This is a genomic window from Pseudomonas sp. JZ134 (genome assembly GCF_051027695.1).
GTDB lineage: Bacteria > Pseudomonadota > Gammaproteobacteria > Pseudomonadales > Pseudomonadaceae > Chryseomonas > Chryseomonas luteola.
In genome coordinates this window covers 1,975,886-1,992,526 of the sequence record NZ_CP069250.1, presented here as the reverse complement: position 1 = coordinate 1,992,526, position 16,641 = coordinate 1,975,886, and the positions used below count along the sequence as shown (strand labels likewise).

Annotated in this window: 11 protein-coding genes and 1 pseudogene; all 12 read right to left on the bottom strand. The window is 54.3% G+C overall.

What is annotated here, in order from left to right:
- Positions 1-7: 7 nt before the first annotated feature.
- The 12 genes and pseudogenes from JQR86_RS09280 to JQR86_RS09225 all read right to left on the bottom strand — a co-directional run bounded on the left by JQR86_RS09280 (position 8) and on the right by JQR86_RS09225 (position 16,211).
- On the bottom strand, positions 8-244 hold the full coding sequence (locus JQR86_RS09280; RefSeq protein ID WP_010798349.1) for a hypothetical protein: 237 nt from the start codon (positions 242-244) through the stop codon (positions 8-10).
- The gene (locus tag JQR86_RS09275) at positions 241-2,655 is read right to left on the bottom strand and encodes a chemotaxis protein CheW (protein WP_434154750.1); all 2,415 of its coding nucleotides are present in this window, start codon (positions 2,653-2,655) and stop codon (positions 241-243) included. Before JQR86_RS09275 ends, JQR86_RS09280 begins: the two co-directional genes overlap by 4 nt.
- Complete coding sequence (locus JQR86_RS09270; protein ID WP_010798351.1) at positions 2,652-3,023, bottom strand: response regulator; 372 nt, start codon at positions 3,021-3,023, stop codon at positions 2,652-2,654. Before JQR86_RS09270 ends, JQR86_RS09275 begins: the two co-directional genes overlap by 4 nt.
- On the bottom strand, positions 3,020-3,868 hold the full coding sequence (locus tag JQR86_RS09265; RefSeq protein ID WP_239380901.1) for a CheR family methyltransferase: 849 nt from the start codon (positions 3,866-3,868) through the stop codon (positions 3,020-3,022). Before JQR86_RS09265 ends, JQR86_RS09270 begins: the two co-directional genes overlap by 4 nt.
- Positions 3,865-4,488 carry a HEAT repeat domain-containing protein gene (locus tag JQR86_RS09260; protein ID WP_010798353.1) on the bottom strand — a complete coding sequence of 208 codons (624 nt, stop codon included), beginning with the start codon at positions 4,486-4,488 and terminating at the stop codon, positions 3,865-3,867. Before JQR86_RS09260 ends, JQR86_RS09265 begins: the two co-directional genes overlap by 4 nt.
- Positions 4,472-5,587 (bottom strand): chemotaxis-specific protein-glutamate methyltransferase CheB, encoded by a 1,116-nt coding sequence (gene cheB / locus JQR86_RS09255; protein WP_434154748.1) that lies wholly within the window; start codon positions 5,585-5,587, stop codon positions 4,472-4,474. The genes JQR86_RS09260 and cheB overlap by 17 nt, the downstream gene beginning before the upstream one ends.
- Before the next feature lie 18 nt (positions 5,588-5,605).
- Positions 5,606-7,147, bottom strand: a complete 1,542-nt coding sequence (locus tag JQR86_RS09250) for a chemotaxis protein CheW (RefSeq protein ID WP_434154746.1) — start codon at positions 7,145-7,147, stop codon at positions 5,606-5,608.
- Between the two features lie 23 nt (positions 7,148-7,170).
- On the bottom strand, positions 7,171-8,211 hold the full coding sequence (locus tag JQR86_RS09245; RefSeq protein WP_376748365.1) for a methyl-accepting chemotaxis protein: 1,041 nt from the start codon (positions 8,209-8,211) through the stop codon (positions 7,171-7,173).
- Positions 8,212-8,271: 60 nt separating this feature from the next.
- A pseudogene (locus JQR86_RS09240) lies at positions 8,272-8,736 on the bottom strand (methyl-accepting chemotaxis protein); the annotation flags it as partial.
- Between the two features lie 702 nt (positions 8,737-9,438).
- Positions 9,439-13,422: a sensor domain-containing protein gene (locus tag JQR86_RS09235; protein ID WP_434154745.1), complete on the bottom strand. Its 3,984-nt coding sequence runs from the start codon at positions 13,420-13,422 to the stop codon at positions 9,439-9,441.
- An 85-nt stretch (positions 13,423-13,507) separates the two neighbouring features.
- Positions 13,508-14,164, bottom strand: a complete 657-nt coding sequence (locus JQR86_RS09230; protein WP_010798358.1) for a response regulator — start codon at positions 14,162-14,164, stop codon at positions 13,508-13,510.
- 16 nt (positions 14,165-14,180) lie between these two features.
- Positions 14,181-16,211 carry a PAS domain S-box protein gene (locus tag JQR86_RS09225; RefSeq protein ID WP_434154744.1) on the bottom strand — a complete coding sequence of 677 codons (2,031 nt, stop codon included), beginning with the start codon at positions 16,209-16,211 and terminating at the stop codon, positions 14,181-14,183.
- Positions 16,212-16,641 lie beyond the last annotated feature (430 nt).

The window sequence follows — 16,641 nt, the reverse complement described above, 5'->3', positions numbered from 1 at the left end:
CTCTCTCCTACGCATTCAGTGCGGCTTCAAGCCACACCTTTATATCGGTATTTTTCGGCCAAACTGAAACGTTTGGTTTCAATGCCATAAGTACTTGCAGATCAGCGGTATGCAGGTGTTCGAGGTCACCCAGATTGACCTTTGCGGCCGGGTTTTTCACCAGCCATTCCAGCAGGGTTTCGGCCTCTTCCACCGTGACCTGATCAGCCAATACGGCTACGCTTTTCTTGAAGGTAATGCTCATTCGAATAGCTCCGTGGGGTTGAGGATCATCAGGATGGAACCATCCCCCATCACGGCCGTACCGGAGTAACCAGATAGCTCACCGAGAATGCCCACCATGGGCTTTAGGATGATGTCGATCGAGCCGTGGAAATCATCAATGATCAGGCCGACCAGCTCGCCTCGGCTGCGTAGCACCATCAAGGCGTACTCATCATCCTCGTTAAGCACCTGCTCCTCGGAGACCGCCAGCATCTGGTTCAAACTCTTGAGCGGAATCGTGCGACCGCGCAGTTGCGCGGTGGGCTGATGCTTGATGGTATGGATCGAATCCTTGGGTAAGCGCACGGTTTCCATGACTTGATCCATGGGAATGCCAAAGCGCTGACCGCCTGACTCAATCACCATGACCTGCGTTACTGCCATGCTCAGCGGCAGTGTCAGGCTCAGCTGCGTACCCTTGCCGACCTGACTGGTCAGGCGCAGTTGGCCGCCCACTTTTTCGATACCTGAGCGCACCACATCCATACCAACGCCACGGCCGGACAGATCGGAAATCTGCTCCGCAGTCGAAAAGCCCGGCAGGAAGACCAGATTGACCAGCTCCTGATCACTCATCGCATCCAGGGCGGTCTGCTCGACCAGACCTTTACCAGCCACCTTGGCCTTGATCTTGTGTGGATCGATACCGCGACCATCGTCTTCAATAACAATAACCACATGGTCCGCGTTCTGGCTGGCGCGAATACGCAGCGTGCCGGTTTCCGGCTTGCCAGCGTTTGTACGCTCCTCCGGAAGTTCAAGCCCGTGGTCCATGGAGTTACGGACGATATGCACAAGCGGATCGGCCAAGGCCTCGATCATGGATTTGTCCGCTTCGGTGTCTTCCCCTTCCAGGATGAGGTTGACCTTCTTGCCCAGCTTGCGCGCGATATCACGCACCAGGCGTGGGAAGCGCTGCAGCACAAAAGAAACCGGCATCATGCGTACTTGCATGATGGCGTCCTGCAGGTCTTCGGCGATACGGTTGACTACGGCATATTGAGCCTTGATCTCTCGCGCCAGCTCGCGCTGACCATATTGGTCTTCAGCACGCTCGGCCAGATAAGGTAATCCGTTCTTGGCAACTACGATCTCGCCAATCAGGTTCATTAGGCGGTCGATCTTTTCCTGCTCGATCTTGAGGACCTTAGGCGTAACATGATTGCCAGCCTCCTCCTGACGCCGACCGGCAGATGCCTCGGAAGGCGCGCGTGCAGCTTCCACCACCGGAACAACAGGTGCTGCGGGATCAAGCTGTGCCGACAGCCATGCGCTCATGGCCTCTTGAGTACGACCCTCTTCTTTGGGCGCCTCGGATATGGAATCAGCACCCGCCTGCCAGTGTGCCTGGAACCAGGCCATGATCGGTGTGGCGCTGCGCTGCTGATCGGCGTCCATCACGCTACGCTGCAAGGTCTCATTGAGTGCAGGATAAGCCATGAGAACATTGGTTAATGTCCGGACGATGGCGGCATGCTGACCGCTACGCCAAGGCTGAGAGAGACAGGCAGCCAAGGCTATCTGCTGAGTGCCTACTACGTCCCGTACCAGTGGATCGATTGCTTCGTTACCATGGCTTGAGCTCTGTTGAGCCTCTTCGGCCGGAGCAGGTGCAGTAAACAGTGCCGCTGTTACGGCCTCCCAGCTGACCTGATCACTGACATACCGGAAGTGCTCAGCCAGATCCTCTTCCCGTATCGCTAACAGGAATTCGATACGCAGATTGCAGTGATAGGCATCCAGTTCTGACGCTGCCGCCCAGGGCTCTACAGCGGTCACACGACGCCAGAAAATGTCCGGCAGCTGACGCACCAGGTGCAAAGGATCGGTGCCCTGGAAAAAACAATCGGCGGCAGGACAATACTCAACACGGTAAACGCATTGTTCGTCCTTCAAACGATCGGCTATGTGCTGACGTACTTCATCATTCAGTTCAGTAGCCCAGGCGGGCGACTCGCTTTCAGACGTACCGTTTTTTGCGTCAGCAGCAACCACGGCCGTCTCGCTGCTGGTAAGCCACGCGCGCAGCCCATCGACCAATTCACGAGGCGGAACCTGAAAGCCGTCACCCGGCTGACCATTTTGTTCGATCTCATCCAGGAACTCGCTGACATAGTCAGCCGTGTTCAAAAGCTGATCAGCCAGTTGTTGATTGAAATCCAGCTCACCGTTACGGACTGCATCCATCACGTCTTCAGCGGCATGCAATACACTGGTCAGCGCCGGAAAATCAAACAGGCCTGAGTTACCTTTAAGCGTATGCACCAGGCGGAACAGTTCGCCCAGTGGGGCGGTATCGCCAGGCTCTCGCTCCATGGCAAGCAAGGTACTGCCAATGGACTCCAGGGCTTCACGGCTTTCCTGAATAAACTGTTGCAGCAATGCGTTCACTGGGCACCTTCTCCGGTCAAAACATTCACCAGCCTCAGCAACGCTTCCGGCTTAATCGGTTTAGTTAAGTAATAATTAGCACCAGATTCCCAAGCCTGCTGACGATCATGATCACCCGACTCGGTTGTAATCATTACCGCAGGGGCCTGTTCAATAGGCCGGGAGCGCAATTCACGCAGGAAGCTGAAGCCGTCCTGCATGGGCATATTCACGTCTACCAGATACAGGTCGTAGGGCGTCTCGAGGCTTTTTTCCAGCGCCTCAATACCGTTGATGGCCTCGTCAACGTGATAACCGGCTTTCTCTAGTATTTGTCGGTTGAACAGCCGTACGGTGGCCGCGTCGTCGACGATCAGAATGCGTTTCATCGGGCCTCCAACGGCTTCTGGTAAACAATTGCTTCAGGGAATTTGCGCACCTGGAACAGAGACGAGATACGACTCATGGACTCCGAGTGACCCAGGCAGATCATCCCGCCTGGATTGAGCGCATCAAAAAACGTATCGGCCGCCTGGCGACGCGACAGATCATCGAAATAGATCAGCAGATTGCGACAGAAAATAATGTCGAAGCCCTTATAAGCCTTCACATCGGCAGCGCTCATCAGGTTTACCCGGCTGAACTCGACACTTTGACGAATATCGTCGATCAGCTGGTAATCCCCGCTTTTCTGCTGTTTGAAATACTTTTCCAAAAGCGTGGCCGGCAGGTTGTGTACCGAACGTGGGCTATAGAGACCTCTTCTGGCACGCTCTAGAATATTGGTGTCGATATCTGAGGCGAAAAGCTCGACGTCCCATTCCTCAATACCTTTCCAGTATTCGAGCAGGTACATGGCGATAGAGTAAGGCTCCTCACCGGAGGACGACGGCATCGACCAGATACGAATGGGCCCTGAGTCACGCTTACGTCGGGTGACCTCCTCCAGCATGTTCGTCACGAGACACTTGAGCTGATACTCCTCACGGAAAAAGTAGGTCTCATTGACGGTCATCGCATTGACCAGAGACTGCAGCTCATCACCCGATGCCTGAAAACGCAGGTTCACAAAATAGTTGCGAAAAGTACCCGCGTCCGTGGCCTCGATGCGCTCGATCAAGCGCTTGTCCACGAAATAGCGCTTCGAGTCATCGAAGTGGATGCCGGTCTTGCGGTAGAAGAATTCGCGAAACTTCACGAAGTCTTCCTTGGTAATCGCGGGTGTCTGGCTCACAGGGCTGATTCTCCACGCAGGCGCTGGATAGCCAGATCAACGGCGAAACGTAGGTAAGCCTCATCGGGGAAGCGCTCAAGGCAAGCCTCAAGCGCCGGCACCGCACGCTCGCTCCCGATTTCGCACAGCAAATCCACGGCGCAGGCACAGACATTGAGATGCGGGTCATGCTCCAGCAGATCGATCAGCCACAGCTCGACATCCGGGTGCTTAAGTGATTCCAGAATGCCGATAGCCAGGATACGGACGTCGGCGTCGTAGTCCTGCAGCGCGTTCTGAATCAACCCAGGGTGCTGAACACCTGCCGTCTTCAGAGCTTCGATGGCATCGTTACGTAGCGCCGCATCCTCACTGCGCAGGCAGTCAAGCAGAGCGGTGACTGAGCTGACATCGGCGATAGCAGCCAGACTGGTGATAATGGCCTCACGCACAGACGGTTCGGCTTCTTCTTCCAGACGATCGATCAGAGCGCTACTGGCGTTTGGAAACCTAGCTATTGCACGTGCGGCCAAGCGACGAGCCGCGGTATCGGGGCTGTCGAGTGTATCAAGCAGCTGCTCGAACCCGCTTGGCTGGTCATCACCGGCCTGATCGGCCAGAGTATTACGAACGAGTGGCATGACGGGATACTCGAGAAGACGTAGTGGTTTTACCGCTGCCCCAACGGATAAGGGTGGCGGCCATTTCAGTGCAGGCCATGATTTCCGTGGCACCGCCACGACGGATCAGCTCTGCCGGCATACCAAACACAACAGATGATTCCTTGGACTCAGCCAGGGTGCGCCCTCCACGGCGCTTGAGTTCGGTCATCTCATCAGCACCGTCGTACCCCATGCCCGTCAGCATTACGCCAATCAGTTGACTTGGCTGGAAATGCTCCATGGCAGTTTCCACCATCAGGCTGACGGAGGGATGCCAGAGGTACTTGTTATTTTCCGGCTTGGGCAAGGCATAAGGACGGCCTGCACGACGACCGATACAAACGTCACTGGCTCCCATCCCAACGTAAACCGTACCGGCTTCGAGCGGCATGGGTCTGCTTACCTCTACTACCGTAAGCGCGCAGACATTGTTCATGCGCTCGGCGAAAGCACGGGTAAAGTTGGCCGGCATGTGCTGGGAAACCACGATCGGCCAAGGATAGCTCGCCGGAAGCTTCGACAGGATTTCTTCCAGCGTACGAGGGCCACCGGTAGATGAGCCGATCAGTACAAGCCCTTCACCCAAGTCACCTGCCAGCTCTACGGCTTTTTCCACCGGCTCGCGCTCGATTTGGGAGCGAGTCGGCGCGGTTGATCCGGCGCGTGGTTTTCCTGCTTTCTTGAGCTGAGCGCCAGCAGCGGCACGCACCTTGGCAACCAGGCTGTCACGCACCTGATCGATATTCAGAGAAATCGTACCGCCCGGTTTGGGAAAGAAATCCACCGCGCCGAGCGCTAACGCCTCAAGCGAGGCAATAGCACCCTGCTCGGTCAACGATGAAAACATCACGACCGAACGAGGCTTTTCTGCCATGAGCATGGACAAAGCCGTCAGCCCGTCCATCTCAGGCATATTGATATCCAGGGTGATGACGTCCGGATCAAACTGGCGAGCCAGCTCAATCGCTTCGAGGCCATTGCGGGCCATTTCGAGTTCGAAATCACCTTCGGCCTCGAACACCTTTTGCAGATGGCGACGCATTAATGCGGAGTCATCGACGATAAGCAGACGAATCATGACGGCAGCACCCCTCTCTTACGCGACGCTCGACAGGGCGCTAAGCTCCTGCTCGCCGAGAAGCTGACGCGGCTCGACAAGCTGGATCATGCGCTTCTGCTTAGGCAGATTTGCCACGCGACCAAACAGGCGCTGCTGTTCGCTCGACAGGGCCGGTGCAGGCTCGATAAGGTTGCGTGAGATTTTTAGCACTTCAGCGACCGAATCCACGATAAAGCCAGTGCGTAGGTCATTGATGACAAACACCATGATGCGCTGGCGATCATTGTTCTCAATACTCGGCAATCCGAAGCGGCGGCGCTGATCGATTACCGGCAGCACAACGCCACGCAGGTTCATGACACCCTCGACAAAGGAAGGCGCCTTGGGTACATGCGTCAGGTTTTCCGGGACGCGAACGATCTCCTGGACGCTGTCGATGGGTACGCCAAACTCTTCGTTACCCAAACGGAACACCACCAGTTGCTCTTCGTCGTCGTTATCAATCTGATCGAGCAGCTCTTCGTCCACGCTCGGCTCCTTATCATTCGTATTCAAAACACGTTGCACCGACTGGTGCTGGAACAAGCGCTCTGCTGACACGATGGAAACCAGTCGCTTGCCATTTTGCAGGCGGCATAAACCGGTCAGCTCAGCCATGTTCTGGTCTCGCGCCAGCATTGGCGGCATGGGCTCAACCTGATAGCCGGGCACTCGCAAGACTTCATTAACACTATCGAGAATGATCCCAACCGACACTCCGGCGAGACTTACCACCAGGATGCGGCTGCGCTCGTCAGTCTCCTGGCTGGGTAAATGGAACATCTCGCGTAGCGATACCAGAGGCAGCAGGCGCTGACGCAGCGTCATGACACCGCGTACATGGGACGCCGTCTTGGGTACAGAAACGATATGCTCGGGAACCTGGACGATTTCCTGAACATCCTCGATCGCGATACCGTATTCCTGACTGTCTACGGTAAAGCTGACCAACTGAAGCTCATCACTGTTCTCATCCTCATCGGCGGTGTCAGGCAGAACGGACATGCTGCTGGCCATGACAGTACGCTGGAGTAGACTGTTCTCGCTGAAGCTGTCTCGGATCAGGGCCTGGAAATCCAGGATCATTACCAGTTCGTGGCCGCCAACCTGCTTGAGCAGCCCTGTCAGGAGGCGAGTGTTGATCGTGGACTGGACATTACTGACCGGCTCGATCTGATCGTCTTCCACCATGATGACACTGGCAACACGGTCAACCACGAAACCCAGCGGCTGGCCCAAATTGAGCACAATGGCGCGGGTCGAATCATCGGCATCGCGGGCTTCCATGTTGAACAAGGTCCGCAGGCAGATAATCGGCAACACGTTACCGCGCAGGTTGGCCAAGCCGTTCAGGGCTGGAGGTGTTAGTGGTACACGGATCACCTCCGGTACACGGATGATTTCCTGCACAGGCAACATCTCGACCGCGAACACCTCCTCACCGACGGTGAACGTTACGAACTGATGCCCTTGAGCCAGCTCGTCGTCATCTCCCTCGCCGCGTACGACGAGGGCTTCATTTGCAGTTGTTTGAGTCATCTCGATCCCCTCACTTCAGGGATTTAGGCGCTTTGCAGCTCATCAGCCAGGGAGGCAATTTCTTCAATGGCGGCGGACAGCTCCTCAGCACCCTGCGACTGCTGCTTGGCAGCAGCGGCGGCTTCCTGAGCGGCGTGCTCGGCTTCCTGGGCGGCGGCAGAGATCTGGTCGATACCGGATTTCACCTGGGTGATGCTGGCGCTGATCTCTTCGGCAGATTTCAGGATGTCGGAAGAACCCACCTCCACACTGGCAATGTCACCGGCCATGCTGTCCAGGTTGCGAGTAATCACCGTTGCCTTCTGAGCTTCTGCCAGGGCAGCGCTGATGATTTCTTCCAGGTCGCGACCCACTACCCCGATCTGGTCCTGAACGGCTTTCACCAGATCCTTGATGCGGTCAGCGTTCTCAGCGGAGTCATGGGCCAGGTTACGGATATCGGTCGCCACGACGACGAAGCCTTTACCGAACTCACCGGCTCGGGCCGCTTCGATAGAGCCGTTCACGGCCAGCATGTTGGTCTGGATGGAAACCGTGGTAATCGCGTCAACAATCTTGTCGATCCGGCGAGAGATCAGCTCCAGATCCTTGATCTGGCTCAGGCTGGCACGAGTCGCTTCGATGGACGACGTCACACCATTGACCATGGCGTCGATGTTGCCCTTGTTGGCCCCCATCAGCGTCTTGATGGCATTCGCCTTCTCCAGGCTGGCCGTTGCACGGCCTTGCGCCAGTTCCAGACCTTTTTCGATCTGAGTGACCGCTGCAGCGGACTCTTCGGTAGCAGCAGCCTGCGTTTGTGCGCCTTGTCGGATCTGGTCGATTACCAGGGAAATCTGGCTGGACGCACGATTGATCTCCTGGACAGCCGAAGACAGCTCTTCAGCCGCTGAGGCAACCTCTTCGGCGCTTTTGCTGACATCAGTTGAGCTCTTCAGCTCTTCAGCCAGCTCTGACAGGCTCTGAGCGGCCTGCTCGCACTCAGCCAGGGCCTGGGCCTGCTCGTCTACCGTCTTGGCGGATTCCTCGGCCGCGGCGGACTGCTGCTCGGCAGCGGAGGCAATGGAATCTGCACCGCGCAGCGCCTGCTGGGCAGCAGCGCTGCTTTGAACAGCGCCCGCGGCGATGTCCTGCGCACCTTTTACAATTTCTATGCAATCCAGACGAATCTGTTCAAGCTGCTGGGTGATAGTGCCACCCTTCTCTACTTCGGTCTGGATGGTTTCAGCGGAGCGGTTAATGCCCTGGGCAATGTTTTCCACGTCATGCTGGATCTTGCCGACCATGTCGGAGATCTGCTTGGCACTCTTCTCGGAGGTTTCTGCCAGGGTGCGGACTTCGTCAGCCACTACGGCAAAGCCTTTACCATGCTTGCCTGCACGGGCGGCTTCAATGGCAGCGTTCAATGCCAGAAGATTGGTTTGGTCAGCGATACGGCCAACAGCCTTGACGATCTCGCCAATGTTAGCGGCCTGCTGCTTAAGCTCAGCGACGCGGTCAACCGAGCCGGACTGACGCTCTGCCGCAACACGAACGTTGGCAATGAGCGCTACTACGTCAGTATTGACCGCCGCAGCCAGGCGCTGCATGGCCTCGGATTTTTCCTGGGCAACCGCAGCGCTTTGCTGCTGAAGCTCAATGGAGCGGCCTACGATCTCGAAAGCTTTCAGGGACTGCTGAGCAGCGCCGGAAGCTTCCTCTGCACCACTGGCGATCTGATCGGCGGCACGCTTGAGCTCTTCTGCAGCAGAAGCGGCTTCATTCACGCCTGTAGACAGCTGATTGGTTGCAGCAGCAATGCGCTCGGCTGCCTGCTGCTGCTTGGCCAGTGTACGGGCACGCTTGCGCTGTGCCTCAGCGTCACGGGCAACGGTACGGGATACGACTTTTTCAGCCGCGGCGGAAGGCGTGGTGGGTTTCTTGACCAGGGCCATGAAGGTTTCCTCAACTACGAGCAATGGTTTCATTGATAAATGGATGCATACGCAGCTGGGTGGCTCCTGCTCACTCCAAAGCGTGCGGCCTGTCTGATGTAGGCCGAAACACTTCGGCTCGCCTGACATCCACGGCAGGCATATTTAAGCGTCGTTGATCAAGAGAAACTATCGGGGAGAACCTGAGGTAAAACGCCTGCTTTTCCTAAGAAAAAACCTGAAACATCTAAGCCACCGAGCGGCTAAAGTTTCAGGATAGATGGCAGAATCGAAGGCCTGCCACGCCGTAAGCTCAAAAAAAAGCCGCTCTACAGCGGAGCGGCTTTTTGACACTGCAAGCTGAAAGAACTAAGTCATTTACCTAATGGCAATATGCTTTTCCTCAAAAATAACGGCGTCAACCGGCGGACTGATCAAGAACCCCTGCATCTGGTCACAATGCAGTTCCTCTAGTAACCGTTGTTGCTCCAGCGACTCGACACCTTCGGCCACAACCGTCATCGACAAGGCGTGAGCCATCTCAATGACGCTTTTCACAATGGCACGATCAGAAGCATTGCTGGCCATCTCGTTAAGAAAGCACCGATCAATCTTGAGTGTGTCCGGCACAAAGGAACGCAAACTTCCCAAGGTCGAATAACCCGTACCGAAGTCGTCCACTGCTATCCGGACGCCCAACGTTTTTAGATCATTGATGATGGCGCTCGACTCGCTGCCTGCCTCAGGCATGATGGACTCGGTAAGCTCCAGTTCCAGGCAGCCCGGCTCAATACCATGTCGCTCCAAACTGGCTCGCACTTGCTCGCATAGGTCGGGTTGCAGCTGGCGAAGCGACAGGTTCACCGCTACTACAAAATGGCCTAGCCCCCTTGATTGCCACTCAGCCAGTTGCGCCAGAGCCTGGTCGATACACCAGAGCCCAACGGGCACGATCAGGCCGGTTTCCTCAAGCAATGAAATGAACCGTAGCGGACTAAGGAGACCATGAGCTGGATGTTCCCAGCGAATCAGGGCCTCGGCGCCACATACCTGTTGATTAGCCATATCCACTTTGGGCTGGTAATACAGAACGAACTCGTTTTGATCGATCGCACGACTAAGTTCAGCTTCAAGCTTAAGCGTATCGAAGCTGTGCTTGAGCAATCCTTGGTTGAAGAATTGATACCCATTGCGTCCAGATTTCTGTACGGCGTACACGGCAGCATTGGCGTTCTTGATCAACTGCTCGGCCGTGTCGCCATCCAGTGGGTACTGAGCTACACCGATGCAACCTGTCAGCCGGATCGATTCTGTCGCCAGTAAGAAATGCTCATCAAGTGACTGAAGCAAGGCCTTGATAACATCATGCACATGCGCCATTTCCTCCTCTCGGCTCAACAGTACCGCAAATTCATCGCTGGCTAGATTGGCAAGGTAGCCCCTTGCGCCTAGTACGGTCTGGAAACGCTCGGAAACCTGATTGACCAATTCATCCCGTATACGCTGACCCAGGCATTGCTGGACCCACTTGATACGATCAAGCCCAATGAAGAGTACCGAGAACTCGCGATTACCCTTTCCAGCCTGAACACATTGCTCTTCCAGGCGTTTATGGAACATGACTCGGTTGGGTAACCCACTTAAACTATCGAAATGCGCAGCCGCATAAAGTTGTTCCTGGTAGGTGCGCGCCTCGGTGATGTCTTCGGCGATACCCACAATACGAGCAACCTCTCCTTGGGCGTTCGGAAATGGAAAAGCCTTATTACGGACCCACAAAAGTTTACCGTTGGCATCGACTGAGCGGTACTCGACCTCAGCAGACCGGTGATGCCAGATCACTTCTTGGTGAAAGCGCTCAACCAATGGTTGATCATCCTGATGGACAAGGCTGATCCATTGTGTCGCGTTCTCGTATAACAACTCAGGCGAATGTCCCCATATTTTCTGGAAAGCTGGGCTTACATAGCTGACTTTTTCCTTGGAAATGTCATATACCCAGAAGACATGAGGAAGATACTCAACCATTTCCCTGAAACGAGCTTCACTTTCTTGAAGCTGAGCTAAAAGGTCTCGCTGAAAATCGATATCCATCAGCGATCCTGCGAAGCGCACCAGTACCTCCCCTTCCCGCTCGGCCTTGCCACGGATCCTGAACCAATGCCAGCCCATAGCCGTTTGCAGACGCAGCTCGATATCAAATGGCGCGTCGTGCACCAGATGGCATTCAAGCATAGATACCAACGCCTCGGTCTCATCGGGATGAGTCTGTTCAATCAACCACTGTGGAAACGGTTGATGCTCATCAGGGATGCTTCCTATCAATTCAATGAAACGCTCGGACAGGTAAAGCGCTTTACGCTGTGGGATCCACTCCCACAGCCCATCGCTCGAGCCTTCGTAAATCAACTTGAGCCGTTGGGCCTGAGTATTTAGCGTTCGCTGAAGACGAGCCGTTTCGGTGACATCCTCATGCACAATGAGTAATTGCTTCTGCTCAGTGTCCATTAGCAAGGCAAACATCTTGAAGACGCGAACCTCATCCCCCAAGTCCATTTTGAACTCCAGGCTGAAAGGATCACCTTCTCCGTCTAGCAGAGACCGGAGTTTAGCCAAAATAGTCTGCGCCACGGCCCCGCCCCGACCTGCCATACCTGCACAGAATTTCAGGTAATTCGTTCCAGTATCCGGCCAGTCCCACTGGGCGGGATGGGTATCAATAAACTGGGTCCACGCCTGATTGACGGTAATTACAGTACCGGCTTCGTCCAATACACATACCAACTGCGGTAGTGCATCAAGAATACTGCGTGTAAAGGCTTCCGCCTGAATCAGGCGCTGCTCGCGATGCTTCTGCAAGGACACATCCTGCATGCAACCCACCAAAAGGCCTTGGGGATGAGCTTTAGGGCGGAGCACCACGCCTGCAAATTGAAAGTTTCTCCATGCTCCCGACCGCCCGACGTGCTTGAGACGTAAAGAGACACTCAAGGAAGCTTTTCCCTCGGTCAAATCCAGCAGCGCTGAAACCAGTCCCAGACGATCATCAGGATGCAAATGCTTCATCAGCTCATCCTGATGCGAGCCACCTGCCTCCATGGAGATATTCAGGAGCTGTATCGCCTGCTCGGACAACATAAGTTCACGCGAGGCCAGATCGAATTGCCAATCAGCGAAACGACCAATTTCCTGAGCCAACCGCAGGCGAGTTTCTGTTGTCTGGCTCTGTTGGACGCTGGCAACATCCGAGGTGATGTTGCTAAAGAACACGGTGATACCGTTAGGCCGCGGATAGGCGCTGACACGATGCCATTGCTGAAAAGGCCGAAAATAAAATTCGAAATGACGAGGGAAACCGGAGTACATCACATCCCGATAAGCCGAACCGAGTTCCCGATCTTCATCCTCTGGGTAAAGGTCCCAGATGTAAGCGCCCAATAGCTCTTTTCGTGTGCGCCTGAGCAGGACCTCAGCCATCTCATTGACCTGAATGAAACGCCACTCCTGATCGAGCCGATACATTCCTTCATCAAGGTTATTTAGAAGAGCATCAAATTCATCGTGGGTGTCTTTAAGCTTGGTAGCGTTACGCTGAGCTTCGGTAATGTCCCAAGAGAACGCCAATATCGTCTCGATCTGCCCTTGCTGCCCACGGACAGGCAGGACCAGTACATCCCACCATTTGGCTGTGCCATTGAGCGTGTCACATTGGCCAACAAAACGCCCCGGCACGCCCAAACAGGCCTGATCAAATGCCTGACGTGCCTTTGGAGCCCATTCTTCTTTCCAGAAGCTCAACCAATCCGCGCCGTGGACCTGCTCGGAATTGCAAACGTCCATGAGCAATCGACCCTGGTCATTCATGCTTAAAAGACGACCGCTCAAGTCAATCTCTTTAAGGCATACGTCAGGCGACTGGGTAAGGACCGAACTGAACTGCGCCAACAAGTGGTTGTGTATGTGCTGCTGTTTGATTCTCGTCTTCAGCCGAGCCACTTTTCCCGAAAGATAGCTGACCGAAATAACCAACCCGCAAACGATCACGAGATGAATATCGATATCGTAGGGGTGGGGATCAATGACATACCAGACCAGACACCCTACAAGGGTAACCAGCCCGCAAACGCTGAACGCTTGCCAAGCCAGACGCTTTACCGTGGCCATTGTCAGCGCGCCCCCCCAGACAAGTAACGCAACCTCTAGCCGGCCAAGGCCCAGGCAAAGGAGACTGACCATGGAAACGCCCAAGCAGAACGCCCACGAGTAGGACACTGGAAATGAAGCAGAAGGTGCGTCTGAAGCATCATGACGTGAGAGATAATGCTCCAGGAAACGATCAGCCTGGGACGAAAATGAAGACATAGGGCACTCTTTCAATAGCCAGTGACCTAGTGTGCGAAACTTGCGCCACCTTGACTATCAGGGAATTCCCTAAGCCAATAAGCTGTTAATCCTCAGGGCTTATCAAGCCTTTACGTACAGCGTATAAAACCAGCGAGGGCACATCATGCAGATTAAGGCGATCCATGATTTGCGAGCGATGGGTATCTACGGTTTTTACACTGAGTCCAAGGCCCTGAGCGATATCACGTGTCGAGCAACCACGTGCAATCAAACGCAAGATTTCTGTTTGCCGGGGCGTCAATACCGAACCGCCGCTACTACTCTCGCGTGGTCGGCCTTCGACGATAGCGGACTGAATAACGGTCTGGGCAATACCAGGACTTAAATACGACTCGTTGCGTGCCAGGGCTTGCAAAGCAAGGTCTAGCTCCTGTGCAGCCGCATCCTTGAGCAGATAGCCCCGCGCACCTAGGCGTAACGCAGCCAGAACATAGTCAGGTGTAGCATGCATGGAAAGCATAAGAATCTGAACATCTGGATACTGTTCACGCCATTGGCGTAGCGCATCGAGACCACTAAGGTGCTTCATGCTGATATCCAATAATAAGATGTCCGGTTTATGCTCCCGCAGAATACTTTCTACATCGGAGCCATCCCCTCCTTCCGCCACAACCTCATAGCCAGGCTGGTCTTCGACCAAAGACCGCAGCCCAGCCCTGATCAAGGCATGATCATCAACGAGCGCTACACGGGTTACCAAGCTCATTCTCCTTTCATCAATTAGTCGCAACAGGCAGAACCGCTGTGATACGTGTACCTACGCCCGATATGCTTGAGATCCTGACCTTCCCGTTCAGAGAAGCCACCCGCTCATGCATGCTGGTAAGCCCCAGACTTCTGGCTCCCTGAGACGCACTGCTGACATCAAATCCGCAACCATCATCCAATATCTCTAGCCTTAGCCCTTCGACGTCATGACTCAAGGTGATCCTTATGGAAGCCGCCTGCGCATGCTTGGCTACATTGTTCACGGCCTCTTGAATGATTCTGAACGCAACAACCGCCATGTCAGCTGACAGGTTATCCAACGTCCCTTCAACATTCAGCTCCCATTGAGTAGACGTAGCCCCTAGAAATTGGGACAGATGCCACCGCACGGCAGCTTCAAGTCCTAATGTTTCAAGTTGTAGCGGATGAAGGGACAACGAGAGGCTTTTCACCTTGGCCAGGGCATCATTTACGCTTTGGCTAAGATCAGCAGCTAATGTTTTAACTTCCTGTTCGTGGTCGAGTTTGCGAACAAGTCGTTGCAGGTGCAGCTTGATGCCTGTGAGCTGCTGCCCAATATCATCATGCAGATCACGGGCCAGCTGTCGGCGCTCAAGTTCTTGTACTTCAATCAGCCGCTGGGACAGACGTTGCAAGCTCTTGTTGGCTACCTCCAGGTCCCGGCGCATCTGAGAGGCTTGACTGATATCCCGAACAAGCAACTGCACGTCACGGTGTCCATGCTCTTCAAGAATGATTTCAGCCAATTCAGCCTCGAATTCTGAGCCGTCCAGCCGTAATAATGTGATATGCCTGAATGTCTGCTCTTGCGTCAGACCTTTATGCAAGGCATCAAGGCGGTCCATCTCGCGCTCCCGATGATCCGGATGGAAACACAGCCCGATATCCAACGCCCGTAACCGCGCACCTGAATGTTCGGCGAACATATTGCAGGCGGCCTTATTGGCATATGTAACACGCCCCTGATGGATGATCAGTACACCTTCTGGAAGGGTGTCAACCATATGTTCATAACGCTTTTGCTGCCTCACCAATGCCTGCTCGGCCACCTTGATTTCGGATACATCAATAAACGTCCCGAACAGCGTTCGGGCGACTCCCTGTTCATCTCCTATTAGCTGAGTACGCTCAAACACGTAGCGAAGCTCTCCATTATTTGGGGTAACCCGATACTCATGAGTGGTCTGCCCCACCGAAGCCGCCTCATGATATATCTTGGCCATGCGCGCTCGATCATCCCGGTGAATAAGAGAAAGAAAGCGCTCGAAGGTAAGTTCTTCCTGCCTGGGGTCCAGGTTGAGGATTGAATAAATCTCAGGCGACCAGCGAATCGACTGGTCTTTTAGATCCCGCTCCCAATAACCCATCATGCCAATATGCTGGGCCAGCTCAAGCTGCCTTAAGCTATTGGCCAGCTTTTTCTCAAGCTCGAAATGGGCGCTAACGTTTTGTGCCATCAGAAGCCCGTAAGGCTCATGTTTGAAAATATGCTCATGGCAAAGCACATCTACATCCATGGAATTGCCGGATTGATTGACATGCTTGCGAATACCAGAAAGATGCTGACTGTTAATACCGTTTTTATGGGTGCGATTTTTAAATTCATCCCTATCACTGGATGCGTACAAGTCAGTGATCTTCAGCTGGGCAAATTGAGCACTGGTGTAACCATAAGTCCTGTGAGCCGCCTCATTTGCCTTGATGATAAGGAGACTGTGCTTGTCATAGAGCCACATGGGTGCTGGATGAATTTCGAATAACGCTCGGTAATCGCCTTCCGATTGGCTGATCAGTCGCTGGGTCTGAATCGCAATTTGAGTCAGCCGCTTGATAAACCACCATCCCGTGATGGCCGTGAACAAGGTAAATAGCAGCCCGCGAAGTGTATAGCTCCATTCAGGAAGCTTTAATGTCTCAATGACAAAGGACGTACCTAGGATCCAAAGGACACCCGCTACGGTATATACCAGGACCAGCCGCCATGGGGCGGACAGCAGAATATTTCGAGAGGACGACACGTGGGTGTCAATATCGGATGAACGCATAAACATCAAAGGACGGATTACCTATTCAAGTGACTCGCCTCAACACGAGGTGCTTATCTAACTAGTAGCACTGAATGGCCGTTTGGCTAAGTAAATCGACGCTGCATATCCCTTGAAACTGTCATCAGCCCAGCCTTTCCATAAGGATGTCGGCCTCTCTTTGATAAGCTTTACGTCTATAGCTGAAACGATTCATTACCTTCTTCTTAGTAATTACGTATGGCCTGTTCAAACGGACTGGGATTGGTAATATCCATTTTCTTATAAAGGCTGGTATTACTACTCGCTTGATGACCGTTCAGCTGCTAAAGCCGCTCTAGCCGGGAGGCTGGGGAACCAGAGCCCGAGAAGCCCAGTCGGAATTGACAAGCGCTGAATCATCAGCGCGACCAGGTCCAAGTTC